Source organism: Vescimonas sanitatis (genome assembly GCF_049060325.1).
Lineage (GTDB): Bacteria > Bacillota > Clostridia > Oscillospirales > Oscillospiraceae > Vescimonas > Vescimonas sanitatis.
On sequence record NZ_JBMGPW010000011.1, the window covers coordinates 15122 to 33900 of the forward strand.

The 18779-nt window shown below is 59.6% G+C and carries 17 protein-coding genes; 9 read left to right on the plus strand and 8 right to left on the minus strand.

Annotation, left to right across the window (positions count from 1 at the left end; all coding sequences use genetic code 11):
• Positions 1-170: 170 nt before the first annotated feature.
• The 3 genes from nrdD to ACOMDU_RS12515 all read left to right on the plus strand — a co-directional run bounded on the left by nrdD (position 171) and on the right by ACOMDU_RS12515 (position 3859).
• Positions 171-2345 carry an anaerobic ribonucleoside-triphosphate reductase gene (gene nrdD, locus ACOMDU_RS12505; RefSeq protein ID WP_022135997.1) on the plus strand — a complete coding sequence of 725 codons (2175 nt, stop codon included), beginning with the start codon at positions 171-173 and terminating at the stop codon, positions 2343-2345.
• A gap of 132 nt (positions 2346-2477) precedes the next feature.
• Positions 2478-3011, plus strand: a complete 534-nt coding sequence (gene nrdG / locus ACOMDU_RS12510) for an anaerobic ribonucleoside-triphosphate reductase activating protein (RefSeq protein ID WP_421130547.1) — start codon at positions 2478-2480, stop codon at positions 3009-3011.
• Between the two features lie 23 nt (positions 3012-3034).
• Entirely contained in the window at positions 3035-3859 is an 825-nt protein-coding gene (locus ACOMDU_RS12515; RefSeq protein WP_421130548.1) for a DUF4097 family beta strand repeat-containing protein, read from the plus strand.
• Between the two features lie 49 nt (positions 3860-3908).
• Here the strand turns inward: ACOMDU_RS12515 and pduL are convergent, their stop codons facing one another.
• Both pduL and ACOMDU_RS12525 read right to left on the minus strand, forming a co-directional pair.
• Positions 3909-4472: a phosphate propanoyltransferase gene (gene pduL, locus ACOMDU_RS12520; protein ID WP_022136000.1), complete on the minus strand. Its 564-nt coding sequence runs from the start codon at positions 4470-4472 to the stop codon at positions 3909-3911.
• Positions 4473-4503: 31 nt separating this feature from the next.
• Positions 4504-5049 (minus strand): hypothetical protein, encoded by a 546-nt coding sequence (locus ACOMDU_RS12525; RefSeq protein ID WP_421130549.1) that lies wholly within the window; start codon positions 5047-5049, stop codon positions 4504-4506.
• A 170-nt stretch (positions 5050-5219) separates the two neighbouring features.
• On the opposite strand from ACOMDU_RS12525, the gene ACOMDU_RS12530 reads away from it, so the two are divergent.
• The 4 genes from ACOMDU_RS12530 to ACOMDU_RS12545 all read left to right on the plus strand — a co-directional run bounded on the left by ACOMDU_RS12530 (position 5220) and on the right by ACOMDU_RS12545 (position 9241).
• Positions 5220-6116: a LysR family transcriptional regulator gene (locus ACOMDU_RS12530; RefSeq protein WP_418541378.1), complete on the plus strand. Its 897-nt coding sequence runs from the start codon at positions 5220-5222 to the stop codon at positions 6114-6116.
• A gap of 137 nt (positions 6117-6253) precedes the next feature.
• The gene (locus ACOMDU_RS12535; protein ID WP_022136003.1) at positions 6254-6832 is read left to right on the plus strand and encodes a xanthine phosphoribosyltransferase; all 579 of its coding nucleotides are present in this window, start codon (positions 6254-6256) and stop codon (positions 6830-6832) included.
• A 1-nt stretch (position 6833) separates the two neighbouring features.
• Complete coding sequence (guaA, locus tag ACOMDU_RS12540; protein ID WP_421130550.1) at positions 6834-8363, plus strand: glutamine-hydrolyzing GMP synthase; 1530 nt, start codon at positions 6834-6836, stop codon at positions 8361-8363.
• 122 nt (positions 8364-8485) lie between these two features.
• Positions 8486-9241, plus strand: a complete 756-nt coding sequence (locus ACOMDU_RS12545) for an exodeoxyribonuclease III (RefSeq protein ID WP_022136005.1) — start codon at positions 8486-8488, stop codon at positions 9239-9241.
• A gap of 64 nt (positions 9242-9305) precedes the next feature.
• Here ACOMDU_RS12545 and ACOMDU_RS12550 read toward each other — a convergent pair whose 3' ends face one another.
• On the minus strand, positions 9306-10220 hold the full coding sequence (locus ACOMDU_RS12550; protein ID WP_421130551.1) for a class B sortase: 915 nt from the start codon (positions 10218-10220) through the stop codon (positions 9306-9308).
• Between the two features lie 196 nt (positions 10221-10416).
• Between ACOMDU_RS12550 and ACOMDU_RS12555 the strand changes: the two genes are divergently transcribed.
• Positions 10417-11457 (plus strand): threonine aldolase family protein, encoded by a 1041-nt coding sequence (locus ACOMDU_RS12555; protein WP_421130552.1) that lies wholly within the window; start codon positions 10417-10419, stop codon positions 11455-11457.
• Between the two features lie 142 nt (positions 11458-11599).
• On the opposite strand, the gene pckA is transcribed toward ACOMDU_RS12555, so the two are convergent.
• Entirely contained in the window at positions 11600-13165 is a 1566-nt protein-coding gene (gene pckA, locus ACOMDU_RS12560; RefSeq protein WP_421130553.1) for a phosphoenolpyruvate carboxykinase (ATP), read from the minus strand.
• A gap of 299 nt (positions 13166-13464) precedes the next feature.
• Here pckA and ACOMDU_RS12565 point away from each other — a divergent pair, with 299 nt between their 5' ends.
• Complete coding sequence (locus ACOMDU_RS12565) at positions 13465-13641, plus strand: hypothetical protein (RefSeq protein WP_421130554.1); 177 nt, start codon at positions 13465-13467, stop codon at positions 13639-13641.
• A gap of 107 nt (positions 13642-13748) precedes the next feature.
• Here ACOMDU_RS12565 and yihA read toward each other — a convergent pair whose 3' ends face one another.
• The 4 genes from yihA to clpP form a co-directional block, all read right to left on the minus strand.
• A complete protein-coding gene (yihA, locus tag ACOMDU_RS12570) occupies positions 13749-14342 on the minus strand; it encodes a ribosome biogenesis GTP-binding protein YihA/YsxC (protein ID WP_421130555.1) in 594 nt (197 codons plus the stop codon).
• Positions 14326-16716: an endopeptidase La gene (lon, locus tag ACOMDU_RS12575; protein ID WP_421130556.1), complete on the minus strand. Its 2391-nt coding sequence runs from the start codon at positions 16714-16716 to the stop codon at positions 14326-14328. Before lon ends, yihA begins: the two co-directional genes overlap by 17 nt.
• 98 nt (positions 16717-16814) lie before the next feature.
• Positions 16815-18110: an ATP-dependent Clp protease ATP-binding subunit ClpX gene (gene clpX / locus ACOMDU_RS12580; protein ID WP_421130557.1), complete on the minus strand. Its 1296-nt coding sequence runs from the start codon at positions 18108-18110 to the stop codon at positions 16815-16817.
• 6 nt (positions 18111-18116) lie between these two features.
• Positions 18117-18698, minus strand: a complete 582-nt coding sequence (clpP, locus tag ACOMDU_RS12585; protein ID WP_022136012.1) for an ATP-dependent Clp endopeptidase proteolytic subunit ClpP — start codon at positions 18696-18698, stop codon at positions 18117-18119.
• Positions 18699-18779 lie beyond the last annotated feature (81 nt).

The window sequence follows — 18779 nt, forward strand, 5'->3', positions numbered from 1 at the left end:
AAAATAGGGTGTACTTTTTGGCAGGTTATTTTCCTATATTTTGTTTTTTGCTCTTGAAACAGCACAAGATGTAGTGTATTATATCAACACACGCATCGCTGCGGGTGCAGGCTTAGAGCTGTGTGCCGCCGGGACGGCAGGGAGAGATAGATGAGATAGGAGGACGTACCATGAAGATCATCAAGAGAAACGGCGCCGAGGTGGGCTTTGACATCACCAAGATCATTATCGCCATCACCAAGGCCAACGAGTCCGTGGAGGAAGTAGATCGGATGACGCCGGTGCAGATCCAGCGCATCGCAGAGTCCGTGGACCTGCAGTGTCAGAAGATGAACCGCGCACCTACCGTGGAGGAGATACAGGATATGGTGGAGCACTATATCATGGCCCACGGCGCTTTCGAGGTGGCCAAGCACTATATCACCTACCGCTACACCCGTTCTCTGGTGCGTAAGTCCAATACCACCGACGACAAGATCCTCAGCCTCATCGAGTGCAACAACGAAGAGGCCAAGCAGGAGAACTCCAACAAGAACCCGGTGGTGAACTCCACCCAGCGGGACTATATGGCCGGCGAAGTCAGCCGGGACATCACCAACCGCATTCTGCTGCCCAAGGACATCGTGGAGGCCCACAATGAGGGCATCATCCACTTCCATGACACGGATTATTACGCCCAGCATATGCACAACTGCGACCTGGTCAACCTGGAGGATATGCTGCAGAACGGCACCGTCATCACCGGAACGCTGATCGAGAAGCCCCACAGCTTCGCCACCGCCTGCAACATCGCCACCCAGATCGTGGCGCAGGTAGCCAGCAACCAGTACGGCGGACAGTCCATCTCTCTGACTCATCTGGCACCCTTCGTGCAGATCAGCCGGGAAAAGATCCGCGCCAGCGTGCGGGACGAGTTCGACGCCGTGGGCGTGGCTGTCACCGAGGACAAGATCAACTCCATCGCGGAAAAGCGGCTGCGGGAGGAGATCCGCCGCGGCGTGCAGACCATACAGTATCAGGTGGTCACGCTGCTGACCACCAACGGACAGGCCCCCTTCGTGACGGTGTTCATGTATCTGGGCGAGGCCAAGAACCAGCAGGAAAAGGACGATCTGGCCCTGATCATTGAGGAGACGCTGCTGCAGCGGTACCAGGGCGTGAAGAATGAAAAGGGCGTGTGGGTCACGCCTGCGTTCCCCAAGCTCATCTATGTGCTGGAGGAGGACAACATCCGCGAGGGCAGCAAATACTGGGAGCTGACAAAGCTGGCCGCCAAGTGCACCGCCAAGCGGATGGTCCCGGACTATATCAGCGAGAAGAAGATGCTGGAGCTGAAGGTGGACAAGAACGGCAACGGCCACTGCTATCCCTGTATGGGCTGCCGCAGCTTCCTGACCCCCTATGTGGACGAGAATGGGAACCCCAAGTACTACGGGCGGTTCAATCAGGGCGTCGTGACCGTAAACCTGCCGGACATCGCCCTGAGCTCCGGCGGGAATATCGAGAAATTCTGGCGCATCTTCGACGAGCGCATGGAGCTGTGTCACCGGGCGCTGCTGTGCCGCCACGAGCGCCTGAAGGGTACGCTGTCCGACGCGGCGCCCATCCTGTGGCAGTACGGCGCCTGCGCGCGGCTGAAGAAGGGCGAGCCCATCGACAAGCTGCTGTACGGCGGGTACTCCACCATCTCCCTGGGCTACGCGGGACTGTATGAGTGCGTGAAGTACATGACCGGCAAGAGCCACACCGACCCCAGCGCCACGCCCTTCGCACTGGAGATCATGCACAAGCTGAACGCCGCCTGCAAGACCTGGAAGGCGCAGCACAACATCGATTTCTCCCTGTACGGCACACCGCTGGAGTCCACCACCTATAAGTTCGCCAAGTGTCTGCAGAAGCGCTTTGGCGTCATCGAGGGCATCACGGACAAGGGGTATATCACCAACAGCTATCACGTACACGTCACCGAGCCGATCGACGCGTTCAAGAAGCTGGAGTTTGAGGCACAGTTCCAGCACCTGTCCCCCGGCGGAGCCATCAGCTACGTGGAGGTGCCGGATATGCAGAACAATCTGGACGCGGTGCTGGAGGTGATGAAGTTCATCTACGATCACATCATCTACGCAGAGCTGAACACCAAGAGCGACTACTGCCAGGTGTGCGGCTGGGACGGCGAGATCGAGGTGGTCGAGGAGGACGGCAAGCTGATCTGGAAATGCCCCCAGTGCGGCAACACGGATCAGGACAAGATGAACGTGGCCCGGCGGACCTGCGGCTACATCGGCACACAGTTCTGGAATCAGGGGCGGACCCAGGAGATCAAGGACCGCGTACTGCACCTGTAATTCTCTTCAAACGCGGGGCGGGCTTATGCCCGCCCCTGTTTTTCACCTTGCTTTTTCCCCCTTTATTTTTCAGCTCTATTTTAATATTATTTTAACCTTTGTGGTCTATACTCAGGGTCAGGAGGTCGTTCCATGCATTACGGAGAATTGAAGAAATGTGATATTGCCAACGGTATCGGCGTGCGGGTGACGCTGTTCGTATCCGGCTGCACCAACCGCTGCCCGGACTGCTTTCAGCCCCAGACGTGGGATTTTGACTACGGAAAGGAATTCACGGAGGACACCAAGGCGGAGATATTCGCGGAGCTGGACAAGCCCTTTGTAAACGGACTGACGGTGCTGGGCGGCGAGCCCTTCGAGCCGCGGAACCAGCGGGAGCTGCTGCCGCTGCTGCGGGAGGTCAAGGCGAAGTATCCGGGCAAGACCATATGGTGCTTTACCGGGTTCCGGCTGGACGATGAGCTGCTGGCAGACGGCAGCTATCCCCGGTGCGAGGCAACGGATGAGATGCTCGCGTGCATCGACGTGCTGGTGGACGGACGGTTTATGAAGGAACTGAAGGATATCTCGCTGCAGTTCCGGGGCAGCCGGAACCAGCGGGTCATCGATATGAACCGAACAAGGGAGACGGGCACCGTCACCCTCTGGGATAAGCTAAGACGATAAGAGCGAGACGCAGGAGGTACGGTATGAAAAAGTATTGGGTGCCGGGGCTGGCGGCTCTGCTGTGCGCCATGGCGGTGCTGGCCGGGTGCGGTCAGACCCAGAACAGCGGGCAGGACGGCGCGACGGATGCGGGCTACAACGCCGGGAACGGTGACGTGGTGCAGCTGAACGGTTTTCGCGCCATCGACATTGAATGGGTCAGCGGACAGGTGAATGTGGAGCTGTACGACGGTGAGGGCATACAGCTGTCGGAGACGATGATGGACGGCAGCGATGCGGCACTGAAGATGGAATGGCAGGTAAACGAGGACAAGGGCACGCTGGACATACGCTCCCAGCCCCAGCTGATGAGCGCAACGGAGGAGAAGCGTCTGGTGGTGAGGCTGCCCCGAAGCCTTGTGCTGCACGAGCTGGACATCAAGACGGTCAGTGCCGGGGTATCGGTGGATCTGACGGACGAGGACACGCTGACGCTTCAGGAGCTTGACGTCACCAGCGTCAGCGGTGAGATCAGTGTCTATGCGGCCAACGCCGGGGAGATATCCCTGTCCACCACCAGCGGAAGCATCAGCGGAAGCGTCCGCACCCAAAAGCTGGAGGCGGACAGCGGCAGCGGCAGCATTGACCTGGCGCTGGACATCATGCCGACAGAACTGGAAGCAGAAACCAGCAGCGGGAGCATCGTCATGCAGCTGTGCGATCTCAGCACGCTGCCCTCTCCCCTGCCGGTAGAATTTAAGACCACCAGCGGCAAGCTCAGCAGCGACGTGACCTTCACTACGGTGGAGGACGCCGCGTGGGAATTCCAGACGGTCAGTGGAAACGTGGAGCTGCTGACGGTACGGTAAAAGCGCGCGAAAAATGACCGCCCTTACGGGCGGTCATTTTTTGCACTTGTCAGCGGACCAGCTCGCCCACGGTGGGGCCATTGGCAGCCTGGGACTCGTCGGTGTCGATGTGCATAGTGGTAGCACCGCCCACATTGACGCGGACAACTACATCGTCGAAGATCAGCTTGCGGCCTTCGCCGCCGCAGGCGACCTTGATGATCTCGCCGTTCTTGATGCCCATGGCGGCGGCATCCTCCTCGGTGACGTGCAGATGGCGCTTCGCCACGATGACGCCCTCGGACAGCTCCACCTCACCGGCGGGCCCGATCAGCTTACAGGCGCCGGAGCCCTTCACGTCGCCGCTTTCGCGGATGGGGGCGTCGATGCCCAGGGTGCGGGCGTCCGTGGCGGAAACCTCCACCTGGTCCGCCTTACGGGTGGGGCCCAGGATGGACACATTGGCCATCTCCTTCTTGGGGCCGACGATGGTCAGGCGCTCGTTGCAGGCGTACTGGCCGGGATAGGACAGGGGCTTGCGGATGGTCAGCTGATAGCCTGCGCCGAACAGCTTTTCCACAGTCTCCTGGGTCAGGTGGATGTGACGTGCGGACGTCTCGATCATAAAGCTCATAGTGATACTCTCCTTTGTGTGGTTTTTGCGTTTATTTCTTTTTGAGTGGGTACAGATCTTTTTCGGAGATGCGTTCCAGCGTCTCCACTTCGCCGACGCAGAAGTAGTTTTTGCTCTCAGCCACCAGGGTACCGGTCAGGCGGACACAGTCGCCCCGGCGCATAAGCTTCGCCTCGTCCAGCAGCTCTGCGCTGCCCGAAAGACGGACGGTAAGGCCGAAGCCGGTGTCGATCTCCCCGGCGCTGTTCAGATACCACCAGGGGAAGCGCAGCTCCACCGCGCGGCCGGCATAGCGGCCCTGGGCGCCGCGGAGATACTCGGTCTTCACCTGCTCAAAGGTGCGGGGGACGAGTTCTCCGTCCGGCATGGGGAAATAGAGCGTGCCGTACAAGCGGCCGAAGCGCTTGATGCGCTGACCGTGACGACTGACCATCAGGAACAGGACCACGACGGCCAGCAGGGCACCGTACATACCGTGGCCCTCGATCAGGCTCCAGGCAAAGACGGCGACGGCAATGAGGAGCAGCACACGGTTCATGTCATCCTGTCCGCCCCAGATATCTTTCAGTCGGTTCATAAGCGCCCTCCTTTTCTCAACAGCACTCATCTTACCACACCGCGGCGGCGTATGCAAGGGAAATTGCCATGCGCGGTACAATTTCCTCTTGTATTCGGCAAAAAATCTGCTATAATCAAAACAACGATTTTTTGCGGTGCTATCACCGAAACTAATAGGAGGCGGTTTTTATGTCCGTAAAGCTGGAGCTGTACCGGGTTTTTAAGGAGGTCGCCGAGGTGGGCAACATCACGGCCGCGGCACAGGCACTGTATATCTCCCAGTCGGCGGTGAGCCAGTCCATCAAGCAGCTGGAGCGCGACCTGCAGACCCGTCTGTTCGCGCGGAACAGCCGTGGCGTGACGCTGACCGCCGAGGGGCAGATGCTGTATGAGTACGTCCGCAGCGCCATGGGCCTGCTGGAGACGGGCGAGGAAAAGCTGAGCCAGACCCGGGAATTGCAGATGGGACAGCTGACCATCGGCGCCAGCGACACCGTGACCAGCCAGTTCCTGCTGCCGTATCTGGACACGTTCCACAAGCGGCACCCGGCCATCCACATCCAGATCGTGTCCGGACGAAGCCACAAGGTGCTGGGGCTGCTGCGCTCCGGCAAGGTGGACATCGCCTTCGCCAGCACGCCGGCGGACGATGCCGGACTACGGATATATCCCTGCTTCGATACCCACGCCATCTTTGTGGCGGGGGCGGAGTATCCCTGCGACTTCCGGCACGTATACACGCTGGAGGAGATCGCGGCGTTCCCGCTGATCCTGCTGGAGCGCAAGGCCTCCAGCCGTTTGTATCTGGAACGGTTCTTTTTGCAGAATGGGCTGAAGCTGAACCCGGAGATCGAGCTGGGCGCCCGGAGCCTGCTGGTGGACCTGGCGGCCATCGGCTTCGGTGTGGCCGGCGTGACGGAGGAGTTCGTCCGGAAGGAGCTGGACAGCGGACGGTTGAAAAAGCTGAAGACCTCCTTTGAGATACCGGCCCGCAGCGTGGATATGTGCCTGCTGAGCGATGTGCCCCAGTCCGCTGCCGCGGAGCGGTTCACGGACTTTGTCAAGGACAGCTTATCCAAGCTATGAGCAGGGCTTTTCGCTCCGGTAAAACCCACAAAAAACAGCAAAACACGCCTAAATAGTTCTCCGTTTTTCCCTGTCGCTTTTCCCTGCGAAATCAGGTATAGTAGGTGTACTATATCTCACGAGAGGAAGTGGTGGTCATGCAGCAGCTGAAGGAGCGTATCCTGCGGGAGGGCCGCGTCCTGCCCGGTAACATCATCAAGGTGGACGGTTTTTTGAACCATCGCGTCGACACGGCGCTGATGCGGGATCTGGCGGACGAGTTTGCCAAGTATTTTGACGTAAAAAATATCACGATGGTGCTTACGGCAGAGGCCAGCGGTATTGCGCTGGCGACGATCTGCGCCGAACGGTATGGTGTACCCATGGTCTTTGCCAAGAAGGCCAAGAGCGACAACATCGAGGGCGGTCTGTACCAGAGTGATATTTTTTCTTACACCTACAAGAAAAAGGTCACACTGCTGGTGAGCCAGGACTGGATCACCAAGGACGACAAGGTTCTCATCATTGACGACTTCATGGCCAAGGGCTACGCCATGCGCGGCCTGATCGACATCGTGAACAAGGCCGGCGCGCAGCTGGCGGGCATCGGCGTGGCGGTGGAGAAGGGCTTTCAGGACGGCGGCGACAGCCTGCGCCGGGAGGGCTATCCCATCAAATCCCTGGCCGTTATCGACAGCGCCGAGAACGGCGTGATCCGCTTCCGGGAGGACGACTGACATGAAAAAGGTGCTGGTTCTGGATTTCGGCGGGCAGTATAACCTGCTGGTGGCACGGCGTGTCCGTGAGTGCGGCGTATACTGCGAGATCAAGTCCTATCGGCTGAGCATGGCAGATATCCGCGCCTTTGGGCCAGATGCGCTGATCCTCACCGGCGGCCCCGCCACCGTGTTCGAGCCCAACGCCCCCATGGTGGACAGAGCGCTGTTTGAAATGGGCATCCCCGTGCTGGGCATCTGCTACGGGCAGCAGCTGATGATGCAGCTGCTGGGCGGTCAGTGCCGCAAGGCGGAGACGCGGGAGTATGGCAAGATACAGCTGACCCACACGGCCTCCCCTCTGTTTGCCGGTGTGCCGGAGACGTCCGTGTGCTGGATGAGCCACGGCGTGGAGGTGGAGCGTATCGCCCCGGGCTTTAAGGTCATCGCGACCACCGACGGCTGCGGCTTCGCCGCTGTGGAAAACTCGGATCGGAAGCTGTATGGCGTGCAGTTCCACCCGGAGGTGCAGCACACGGAGTACGGTATGCAGGTGCTGGAAAACTTCCTGTACAAGGTATGCGGCTTCAGCGCCGAGTGGACCATGGCGTCCTATCTGGACGAGGCCGTAGCGGAATGCCGGCGGCAGATCGGCAGCGGTCGGGTACTGCTGGCGCTGTCCGGCGGCGTGGACAGTTCGGTGGCGGCAGCGCTTTTGCAGCGGGCGGTTGGCGATCAGCTGACGTGCATTTTCGTGGACCACGGACTGCTGCGAAAAGACGAGGGCGACCAGGTGGAGCAGGTGATGAAGCATCAGTTCCATGTGGATGTGCGCCGCGTCAACGCGGGACCGCGCTTCCTGAGCAAGCTGGCTGGCGTTACCGAGCCGGAGCACAAGCGGAAGATCATCGGCGAGGAATTCATCCGGGTCTTTGAGGAAGAAGCCAAGAAAATCGGCGCGGTGGACTTCTTGGCTCAGGGTACCATCTATCCCGATGTGGTGGAGTCCGGCCTGGGCGGAGAGAGCGTGGTCATCAAGAGCCACCATAACGTGGGCGGCCTGCCGGACTGCGTGGATTTCAAGGAGATCGTGGAGCCGCTGCGGCGGCTGTTCAAGGATGAGGTGCGGAAGCTGGGCACCGAGCTGGGACTGCCGGACGAGCTGGTGTGGCGACAGCCCTTCCCTGGTCCCGGTCTGGCCATCCGCGTTATCGGCGATATCACCGAGGAAAAGCTGACCATTCTGCGGGAGGCGGACGCCATCTTCCGGGAGGAGATGAAGCTGGCCGGTCTGGACCGCACCACCAGCCAGTTCTTCGCAGTGCTGACCGATCTGCGGAGCGTGGGCGTCATGGGCGACGAGCGCACCTACGACTACACGCTGGCACTGCGGGCCGTGCAGAGCCAGGACTTTATGACAGCCACCTGGTCCCGCCTGCCCTATGAGCTGCTGGACAAGGTCTCCGGCCGGATCGTGGGTGAGGTGAAGCACATCAACAGAATTTGCTATGACATCACCTCCAAGCCGCCGGCAACGGTGGAGTGGGAATGATACGACCCCAAAGGTGGCCAAAAACTACAAATACGCCAAAACCTCCGGCTTCGCCGGAGGTTTTGGTTGTACCACGACAAAAGTTGTGGTATGCTGATGAAAAACAGCGGAGGAACACACCTATGCGTCTGATCTCATGGAATGTGAACGGGCTGCGGGCCTGTCTGAATAAAGGTTTCCTGGCCTTCTGCGCCCTTGCGGACGCGGATGTCATCTGTCTGCAGGAGACGAAGATGCGGCCGGAGCAGGCGCAGTTTGAGCTGGAGGGCTATCACCGATTCTGGAACAGCGCCGACAAGGCCGGATATTCCGGCACGGCTGTTTTCACCCGACGGGAGCCGCTGGCGGTGACATACGACTTTGGCGAGGATATCCACCGGCATGAGGGACGGGTCATCACGGCGGAGTACGAGGATTTCTTTCTGGTGTGCTGCTACACACCCAATTCCAAGGACCAGCTGGCACGGCTGGACTACCGGATGGCGTGGGAGGACGACCTGCGGGAATACCTCTTGGAACTGGACGCCAAAAAGCCGGTGGTGTACTGCGGGGACCTGAACGTGGCCCATCAGGAGATCGACCTGAAAAATCCCCAGTCTAATCGGATGAACCCAGGCTTCTCCGACGAGGAACGGGACAAAATGACGCAGCTGCTGAGCAGCGGGTTCGTGGACACGTTCCGGGCGCTGTATCCAAAGCGGACCGGGGCGTACTCCTGGTGGAGCTACCGCTTTCACGCACGGGAGAACAACGCGGGGTGGCGTATTGACTACTTTATCGTGTCAGCACGGCTGATGCCCCGGGTGAAGAATGCGGATATCTGGCCGGAAATCACCGGCAGCGACCACTGTCCGGTGGTGTTGGAGCTGACGGAGTAGGGCATTATCTGTAGCGAGCAAAAAAGACCGCCTTTCGGCGGTCTTTTTCGTATAACGACATTTTTTAACCCTCGCTGCTGGTGTCGGCAGGATTTTTAACGGGGATCAGTTCGCCCATGAGGACGTAGCGGGCATTATCAAAATCGTAGTCGCAGGTGCTCAGGGTCAGGATGCTGCCCGTGGGCACACCGGAGCCGGACTTGAAGGTGGACTCGTTGATACACTGCTGGAGATAGCTGTCGCTGAGAGAGGTGGCATACACATCGGCGTCATGATCCACAATACAACCGGCAAACAGGTTGACCTTGTAGGTCTGGTTGGGGGTGTACAGATAGAAGTAGGGATGCGCCTCGTAATAGCTCTGGCTCTTGTAGTTCATCAGGGACGCGAACATCATGCCGGTCTTCATATTGTGGCCGTAGATGAGGTTGTTCTGAGAGGTGAAGTCAGAGTTACAGCGGATATCCAGGAAGACGGTGCCGTTCTTGTTGTCCTTGCCGTCGATATCGCGGTACAGATAGTACTCGCCGCCCTCGTCCGCGGACTGCACGATGGGCAGCTGCAGCGTCGTATTGGCGCTATACACATAGCCCACCACGTCGGGGTACTTGGCCTGCATGGCGGTGAAGTCCACCTTGATGCTCTCTTCATCCTTCTTGACAGGCTTCTTCGTCTCCTGGCTGTCACCGTCGGTGCTGTCGCCGTCGGTATCGGTATCGCCGGCGGTATCGTCCGGACTGATGAAGTCCTGATTGATATTGTCGTTGATCCTCTCGGTGTCCTTCTGTTCCTTCAGATACGAAATGATCTTGACGGACGAGAACACCAGCACGCCCACCAGGATCACCAAAACGGCGTAATACAGGGCTTTTCCGTTCTTTCTGCCGCCGCGGCTCCTTCTGCTGCGGTGACGACTGCCGGTACGCTCGGCCGGCTGCTCTTGCTGCACACGGGATCTTCTCTTGGGTGCATCGTTCATGGGTACACGCCTCCTTATCGTTGGGTATTGTAACAGGTTTTTTCGTTCAGTGCAAGGGATATAGACAAGATGTAATGAAATTGTAACAGTTTCTCTTTACTTCTGAGAAACCAGGGATTACAATAGAAATGTTGGCTGCCGTATAGACGGCGGAGCCGCCGGCTCCGTTCCATCAAAAAGATAAAGGAGAACCACAATGATCTATTTCAACAGTGATTATCTGGAGGGCGCGCACCCCTCTATCATGGTCAGGCTGGCCGAGACGAACATGGTACAGACCGTGGGCTACGGCGAGGACGAATACTGTGAGGCGGCGCGTGAGAAGATCAAGACCGCCTGCCAGGCCCCGGAGGCCGACGTGCATTTTCTGGTGGGCGGCACCCAGACCAACACCACCGTCATCGCCGCCATCCTGCGGCCCTGGCAGGGCGTGATTTCCGCCGTCAGCGGTCACATCAACTGCCATGAGGCCGGTGCCATCGAGTCCACGGGCCATAAGGTCATCACCCTGCCCACCACCAACGGCAAGATCACTGCGCAGCAGGTGCAGGACTATGTGGAGTGGCACAGAAACGATGAGTCCACGGAGCACATCGTCCAGCCCGGTATGGTGTACATCTCCCACCCCACTGAGGGCGGCACGCTGTATACCAAGGCGGAGCTGACGGCGCTGTATGACACCTGCCGCCGGTACGGCCTGCCGCTGTTCATTGACGGCGCACGGCTGGGCTATGGCCTGATGGCAGAGGAGAGCGACATGACGCTGCCAGAGATCGCGCGGCTGTGCGATGTGTTCTACATCGGTGGCACCAAGGTGGGCGCCCTGTTCGGCGAAGCCGTTGTCATCATGAACGAAAATCTGAAAAAGGATTTCCGCTTTATTATGAAGCAGCGGGGCGGCCGCATGGCCAAGGGCCGGCTGCTGGGCGTTCAGTTCGACACGCTGTTCACCGACGACCTGTATTTCAAGATCTCCCGCCACGCCATTGAGATGGCTCATCAGATCCGGGACATTTTCGTCTCCGCGGGCTATCCCCTGCTGTTCGACTCCCCCACCAACCAGCAGTATCCCATCATGTCGGATGACGAGCTGGCCATTCTGGGCAAAAGCTTCGGCTATGAGTACTGGGAGCGTGTGGACGAGACGCACTCCGGCGTGCGCTTCTGCGCTAGCTGGGCCACAAAGCAGGAGCACGTGGACGCCCTGCGGGCGGCTGTGAACGCGCTGAAGAAGTAAGCGTTCCTCTGCTGTGAGATAAGCATAGCGCAGGTAGCTGAAATGCACCTTAAAGTTACTTAAAAAAATTCCCCGACGATGTCGGGGAATTTTTTTAGCAAAGCAAAGGCACCCTCGCAGGGTGCCTTTGTCGATAGCGTACTTACGCCTTGGGGCCGGCAGCCACGACCTCGTCGCTCATGTGGGTGTACTTCTTGAAGTTCTCCACAAAGCTGGAGGCCAGCTTCTTGCAGCTCGCCTGATAGGCCGCCTTGTCCTCCCAGGTGTTCTCGGGGATCAGCAGCTCACTGGGCACGCCCTCGATACTGGTAGGCACCTGCACGCCGAAGGTAGGATCGGTGACGAACACACTCTTCTCGATCTCACCGGTGAGGGCGGCGGTGACCATAGCGCGGGTGTAGCTGAGCTTCATGCGCTTGCCGGTACCGTTCCAGCCGGTGTTGACCAGATAAACCTTCGCGCCGGCCTTCTCCACCTTGTCGGCCAGCATGGCGGCATAGACAGAGGGATCCAGGGGCAGGAAGGGCTCGCCGAAGCAGGTGGAGAAGGTAGGCACAGGCTCGGTGACGCCGATCTCCGTGCCGGCTACCTTGGAGGTGAAGCCGGAGACGAAGTAGTACATGGCCTGGTTCTTATCCAGCTTGCTGATGGGGGGCAACACACCGTAGGCATCGGCGGTCAGGAAGATGACCGTCTTGGGAACGCTAGGGCTCATGCCGGACAGCTCGGCGTTGGGGATATACTCCACGGGATAGCCCACGCGGGAGTTGACGGCCAGGGAGTCGTCGTCGAAGTCGAACTCGCGGGTGTCGGGATCCATGACCACGTTCTCTACCAGCGCGCCGAACTTGATGGCATTGTAGATCTCCGGCTCACCCTCGGGGCTCAGGTTGATGCACTTGGCGTAGCAGCCGCCCTCGAAGTTGAAGACGGAGTCGTCCGCCCAACCGTGCTCGTCATCGCCGATGAGCATACGGTTGGGATCGGCGGACAGCGTGGTCTTGCCGGTGCCGGACAGGCCGAAGAACACGGCGCTGTCGCCGTTCTTGCCGATGTTGGCGGAGCAGTGCATGGGGAACACGCCCTGCTTGGGCAGCACATAGTTCATCACGGAGAAGACGGACTTCTTGATCTCGCCGGCGTACTGGGTGCCGCAGATCACCACCTCGTGGGCCTCGTAGTCCACCAGAATGGCGGCCTCGCTGCGGGTGCCGTCGATCTCGGGGATGCACTTGAAGCCGGGGGCGGCGATGATGGTATAGTCCTCCTTAAAATCCTTCAGCTGCTCGGCCGTGGGGCGGCGCAGGAGCTGGTGGATAAAGAGATTCTGGCTGGCCAGCTCGTTGACGATGCGGAAGGCCTTGGTGTACTTGGGATCGGCGCCGGCAAAGCCGTCAAAGATAAAGATCTCCTTGCCCTGCAGATAGGCGATGACCTTGGCGCGGATGGCATCGAACTTGGCCTTCTCGATAGGACGGTTCACCTTGCCCCAGGCGATGTCGTCATGGACGGCAGGGGTGTCCACGATAAACTTGTCATTGGCACTGCGGCCGGTGTATTTCCCGGTCTTGACCACCAGGGCGCCGGTGTTGGACAGCGTACCCTCGCCGCGGCAAAGCGCGTGCTCGGTCAGCTGTGCGGGGGTCAGATTACGATAGACCGCCTTGGCGTTGATGATACCCAGCTTTTCCAGTCCGTAAGTTTCCATTTGCAAAACCTCCTGTTTGAAATGTCACCGCGTCCGCCGCCGGCGGCGCGTTGCTTGCTTGTTCACTTTGGATTATACCATACGTTTAGGACAGTTAACAGTCCTTTTTCGCATTTTTCCTGAAAATCTTTCTTTATCTCTGAAAAATTTTTATCATTTCATTCGGTGAGCGCACAGTGGCAAAAAGTGTTCCGCCGCCGGATCCCGATCGCATACTTTTCTCTTTACGCAAGGATAACACCGTATTATGATAATGTCAATTTGCGAAAACCACGATTTTCTAAGAGGAGCGCCGCACTATGGCACACAAAATACCATATATCAAATACCTCTCGGCTCTGCTGCTGTCCGGCCTGAACGGCGTGGTGATACTCAACGGCGTTAGCGGCGGTACACGGAGCGCCGTGTTTTTCTCCGTGCTGCTGCTGGGCGAAACGCTGACGCCGCCCGCTGGCTGGACGCGGCCATGGTGCTGAGCAGTGCCATGCTGGGGGAATTCGTACATCCGCGAAAGTAACGGAAACGATCTCCCCGCCTCCCCCGTGCAAAGCGCAAAACCTCCGGCTGAGCCGGAGGTTCTGCTTTATTTGGCGCATATCTCGCTGATGGCTGCCAGGAGCTCCGTTTTGCCAGTGCCCTTCTCAGCGGAAAAGGGGATCAGCAGCGCCTCCTCCGGCAGGGTCAGTGTCTGGCGGATCAGGGCCAGATTTGGCTCGATCTCGCTCTTTTTCAGCTTGTCCAGCTTGTTGGCTACAACGATGACCGGGCAGCCGGTGCCCTTGAACCAGTCGCACATGGTCACGTCATCGGCGGTGGGCTTGTGCCGCGCATCCACGATCAGCACGCCCAGGGTAATGAGCCCCTCCTCGGCGAAGTAACGCTCCATCAGGCGGCCCCAGCGGTCGCGCTCCTCCTTGGAGACCTTGGCATAGCCGTAGCCGGGCAGGTCGGTGAAGTATAGCCTGCCGTCGATGTCAAAATAGTTGATCTGGCTGGTCTTGCCGGGGGTAGCGCCCACCCGGGCGAAATTCTTGCGGCCCAGCAGCCGGTTAATGACGGAGGACTTGCCCACATTGCTGCGCCCCGCGAAGGTGACCTGGGGCTTTCCGTCGCGGATAAATGTCTCCGCCCTTACGGCCGAGAGCACGAACTCCGCCTTATTAAAGTTGATCGCCATGACGCACCTCCTGCATAGCCGGACTACCCATCACCGCCAGATGCTCCACCGCCGCCTCTTTTTTCGGCAGGGTCAGTGCATGGGCAAACACGGCGTCCACCGTCTCGGCAGTGATAAAGCGCAACGCCTCCCGTACGGCAGGATCGATGTCCGCCAAATCCTTCTCGTTTTCCCGGGGAATGATGACGGTCCGGATGCCGCTGCGCTTGGCGGCCATGGTCTTCTCCCGCAGACCGCCGATGGGCAGCACGCGGCCCCGCAGCGTCACCTCGCCGGTCATAGCCACATCGTGGCGCACGGCGCGGCCTGTCAGGGCCGACAGCATAGCCGTGGCGATAGCGATTCCGGCGGAGGGGCCGTCCTTGGGCACCGCACCCTCCGGAAAGTGGACATGAATATCCTTGGTCTTATAGAAATCCGGGGCAATGCCCAGCTCGGCGGCACGGCTCCTCAGGCAGGTATAGGCCGCCTTTACGGACTCCTGCATCACCTGGCCCAGATTGCCGGTAAGCTCCAGCTTGCCGGTGCCGTCCATCACACCTGCCTCCACCTCCAGCAGCTCGCCGCCAACCTCGGTCCACGCCAGGCCGTTGACCACACCGATCTGGTCGATCTTGCTGCGGGTATCCTCGGCATAGGGCGGCGTATCCAGGAATTCACGCAGGTTCTTAGCTGTAATGTCTATGCGCTTTACGCCTGTTTCCACCAAACGCATGGCGGCGCGGCGGCACAGCTTGCCCAGCTGGCGCTCCAGCGTGCGGACGCCGGACTCCTTGGTATAGTCGGTAATGATGGCCCGCAGGGCTTCATCGTCCAGGCGCAGCTGGCCGCGGCGGATGCCGTTCTCCTTCAGTTGCTTGGGCAGCAGATGCTCCCGGGCGATGTGCAGCTTTTCTTCGTCGGTGTAGCTGCCCAGCTCGATGACCTCCATGCGGTCGAGCAGCGGACGGGGTATGGTGGATGTGGTGTTGGCGGTGGTGATGAACATCACGCGGCTCAGGTCCACAGGCAGCTCGATGAAGTGGTCGCGGAAAGCCCCGTTCTGCTCACTATCCAGTACCTCCAGCAGGGCCGAGGCCGGGTCGCCCCGCATATCGCTGGCCAGCTTGTCGATCTCATCCAGCACCAGCAGAGGGTTCATGGTACCGGCGCGGGTCAGGGCCTCGATAATGCGGCCGGGCATAGCGCCGATATACGTCTTGCGGTGGCCGCGGATATCCGCCTCGTCCCGCACGCCGCCCAGACTCAGCCGGGCGCACTTGCGGTTCATGGCCTTGGCCACGGACAGAGCCACGGAGGTCTTGCCCACACCGGGAGGCCCCACCAGGCAGAGTATCCTGCCCTTGGCGTCCGGGTTCAGCTGCCGCACGGCGATAAACTCCAAAATGCGCTGCTTCACCTTATCCAGGCCATAGTGGTCCTTGTCCAGTATCTTTCGGGCCTGCGCCACATCCGCCCTCTCCCGGGTGAATTTGTGCCAGGGCAGCTCCAGACACACATCCAGATAGTTGCGTATCACCGAGGCCTCGGCGCTGCCGAAGGGCTGCTTGCCCAGGCGCTCCACCTCTTTTGTCAGCTTGGTATGTATCTCCTCCGGCAGGTCCGCCGCCTGTATCCTGGCGGCGTACTCCTCCAACTCCTCGTCGCCGTCATCCCCCAGCTCGTGCTGCAATACCTTCACCTGCTCCCGCAGGATCATGTCCTTCTGCACCTGGGCCACGCGGCGGCGCACCTTCTGCTCCATCTCGCTCTCCAGCGAGATGACGTCCACCTCATGGGTCAGGATATCGTTGACGATACGCAGACGCTTATCCGGGTGCAGCTCCTCCAGCACCCGCTGACGGTCCTGGTGCCGCAGGGTGATATTCTGGGCGATCAGGTCTGCCAGACGGCCGGTATCACTGCAATCCAGCACCGCGGCGGCGAAGTCTTCGCCGATGCCGTTGGCCAGCTCGCGGTATTCACCGAAGAGCACATAGGTCCGGCGTATCAGCGCCTCGCTGCGGGCCGTATGGCGGGCCGCCGTCTCGGGCAGCAGCTCGGCCTGGGCCTGCAAAAACGGTTTTTTCTGCCACAGCCGGTGCAGCCGCGCCCGGCTCTCACCCTCCGCGATGACACGCACCGTAGTGTCCGAGGTCTTGATGATCTGCAAAATATGACACACCGTGCCGATGGTGTACAGATCCTCCTCTCCCGGCTCCGCCGTGGACAGGTCCTTCTGCGTCACCGCCAGCAGCCGGCGGTCATTCTCCATGGCGTTGTCCAGAGCGAAGATGGAGATATCGCGCTCCGCGTCAAAGGACACCGTCTGCCCGGGGAAAGCCGTCAAGCCGCGCAGTGCCAGCACCGGAATGTTCCGGGTGATCGTTTCCATAGTTGCCTCCTTTCTCCCGCCGGACGGCGGGCGTTGGGAAAAGGGTAGTATCCGAACTGCCGGAAAAGCCTTGGCTTTTCCGGCAGTCTGAGTCTCTGTTAAGACGCCGGGGCGGTGGAGGTCTTCTCCGCCGTGCCGGTCTTGAATTTAGCGCGCTGCGCCACCTTTTCCGGGTCGTGCAGCACCGTGGGCTCGGCATTCCCATCCACACACGCCTTTGTGATGGTCACATCGGTGATGGTGGGGTCGGAGGGCACATCGTACATGACCTTGGTCAGCAGTCCCTCCATCACCGCCCGCAGACCACGTGCGCCGATGTTCCGTGCCAGCGCGGTGTCCGCCACCGCCTCCAGCGCGTCCTGATCGAAATGCAGCTCCACACCATCGTAGCTGAGCAGCTTCTGGTACTGCTTCACCAGCGCGTTCTTCGGCTCGGTGAGGATACGCACCAGATCCTCCCGGGTCAGGCCCTGCAGGGCGGTGATGACCGGCATACGGCCTACCAACTCGGGGATGATACCGAACTTCAGCAGATCATGGGGCTGGACCTGCTGGAACAGTTCGCCGGTATGGCGCTCTTTCTTGCTCTGCACCGCATTCTCAAACCCCATGCTGCGCTTGCCCACCCGATCCTCAATGATCTTCTCCAGACCGTCGAAGGCGCCGCCGCAGATAAACAGGATGTTGCTGGTATCCAGCTGGATAAACTCCTGATGGGGGTGCTTGCGCCCGCCCTGGGGCGGCACATTGGCAACAGTGCCCTCCAATATCTTCAGCAGCGCCTGCTGCACGCCCTCGCCGGACACATCGCGGGTGATGGACGTATTCTCGCTCTTGCGAGCGATCTTGTCGATCTCATCCACGTAGATGATGCCCCGCTCGGCCAGCTCTACGTCGAAATCCGCCGCCTGCAAAAGGCGCAGCAGTATATTCTCCACGTCGTCACCCACATAGCCGGCCTCGGTCAGTGTGGTGGCATCGGCAATGGCAAAGGGGACCTTCAGCACCCGCGCCAGCGTCTGGGCAAACAGCGTCTTGCCGGAGCCGGTAGGACCGATCATCAGGATATTGCTTTTCTGCAGCTCCACATCCTCGTCGCCGCCGAAATAAATGCGCTTGTAGTGGTTGTACACCGACACGGACAGCGCCACCTTGGCTGCCTCCTGCCCGATAACATACTGGTCCAGCACGTCGTGTATCTCCTTGGGCGTAGGCAACTCGTCCATGCTGTCTATACCGTCAGCGCCCGCGGTGTAGCCGTCGTTCAGGATATCCATACACAGCTGGACGCACTCGTCGCAAATTCGGACACCGGGACCCTGAATCATGCGATGGACCTGACTCTCCGGCTTGCCGCAGAACGAGCAGCGCAGGGCCTTCTTATCTTCTGCCATTCGTTTTTACCTCTTATATATGACCTTATCCACCAGACCGTATTCCCGGGCCTCCTCCGCGATCATCCAGTTGTCGCGCTCGGAATCCGTCTTGATCTGCTCCGGCGTCTTGCCGGTATTCTCCGCCATGATCTTGTTCAGGCGCTGCTTGATCTTCAGGAAATGCTCCACATCGATCTCCATATCCGTGACCTTGCCCTGGGTACCGGCGGAGGGCTGGTGGATCATGATCTCCGCGTTGGGCAGCGCGATGCGCTTTCCCTTGGCACCGCTGGACAGCAGGAACGCACCCATGCTGGCGGCCATGCCGATGCAGATGGTGGACACGTCGCACTTAATGTACTGCATGGTGTCATAAATGGCCATACCGGCGGTCACGCTGCCGCCGGGGCTGTTGATATACATCTGAATATCCTTGTCGGGGTCCTGCGCCTCGAGATAGAGAAGCTGCGCCACGACGAGGCTGGCGGTGGTATCATTCACCTCTTCGCCCAGGAATACGATACGGTCGTTGAGCAAGCGGGAGAAAATGTCATAGGAACGCTCACCGCGGTTGGTCTGCTCCACAACGTAAGGGACTAAGCTCATAAAAAATACCTCCTGTATGATAGATGCCTGATTATACCCACCCGACTGTGTTTTTCATAAGAGCCCGCGGCGGCGGGGGAA

Excerpts from the sequence above, each read along its gene's own strand:
- nrdD (WP_022135997.1), top strand. The coding sequence starts at position 171 with ATGAAGATCATCAAGAGAAACGGCGCCGAGGTGGGCTTTGACATCACC.
- nrdG (WP_421130547.1), top strand. The coding sequence starts at position 2,478 with ATGCATTACGGAGAATTGAAGAAATGTGATATTGCCAACGGTATCGGC.
- ACOMDU_RS12515 (WP_421130548.1), top strand. The coding sequence starts at position 3,035 with ATGAAAAAGTATTGGGTGCCGGGGCTGGCGGCTCTGCTGTGCGCCATG.
- pduL (WP_022136000.1), bottom strand. The coding sequence starts at position 4,472 with ATGAGCTTTATGATCGAGACGTCCGCACGTCACATCCACCTGACCCAG.
- ACOMDU_RS12525 (WP_421130549.1), bottom strand. The coding sequence starts at position 5,049 with ATGAACCGACTGAAAGATATCTGGGGCGGACAGGATGACATGAACCGT.
- ACOMDU_RS12530 (WP_418541378.1), top strand. The coding sequence starts at position 5,220 with ATGTCCGTAAAGCTGGAGCTGTACCGGGTTTTTAAGGAGGTCGCCGAG.
- ACOMDU_RS12535 (WP_022136003.1), top strand. The coding sequence starts at position 6,254 with ATGCAGCAGCTGAAGGAGCGTATCCTGCGGGAGGGCCGCGTCCTGCCC.
- guaA (WP_421130550.1), top strand. The coding sequence starts at position 6,834 with ATGAAAAAGGTGCTGGTTCTGGATTTCGGCGGGCAGTATAACCTGCTG.
- ACOMDU_RS12545 (WP_022136005.1), top strand. The coding sequence starts at position 8,486 with ATGCGTCTGATCTCATGGAATGTGAACGGGCTGCGGGCCTGTCTGAAT.
- ACOMDU_RS12550 (WP_421130551.1), bottom strand. The coding sequence starts at position 10,220 with ATGAACGATGCACCCAAGAGAAGATCCCGTGTGCAGCAAGAGCAGCCG.
- ACOMDU_RS12555 (WP_421130552.1), top strand. The coding sequence starts at position 10,417 with ATGATCTATTTCAACAGTGATTATCTGGAGGGCGCGCACCCCTCTATC.
- pckA (WP_421130553.1), bottom strand. The coding sequence starts at position 13,165 with ATGGAAACTTACGGACTGGAAAAGCTGGGTATCATCAACGCCAAGGCG.
- ACOMDU_RS12565 (WP_421130554.1), top strand. The coding sequence starts at position 13,465 with ATGGCACACAAAATACCATATATCAAATACCTCTCGGCTCTGCTGCTG.
- yihA (WP_421130555.1), bottom strand. The coding sequence starts at position 14,342 with ATGGCGATCAACTTTAATAAGGCGGAGTTCGTGCTCTCGGCCGTAAGG.
- lon (WP_421130556.1), bottom strand. The coding sequence starts at position 16,716 with ATGGAAACGATCACCCGGAACATTCCGGTGCTGGCACTGCGCGGCTTG.
- clpX (WP_421130557.1), bottom strand. The coding sequence starts at position 18,110 with ATGGCAGAAGATAAGAAGGCCCTGCGCTGCTCGTTCTGCGGCAAGCCG.
- clpP (WP_022136012.1), bottom strand. The coding sequence starts at position 18,698 with ATGAGCTTAGTCCCTTACGTTGTGGAGCAGACCAACCGCGGTGAGCGT.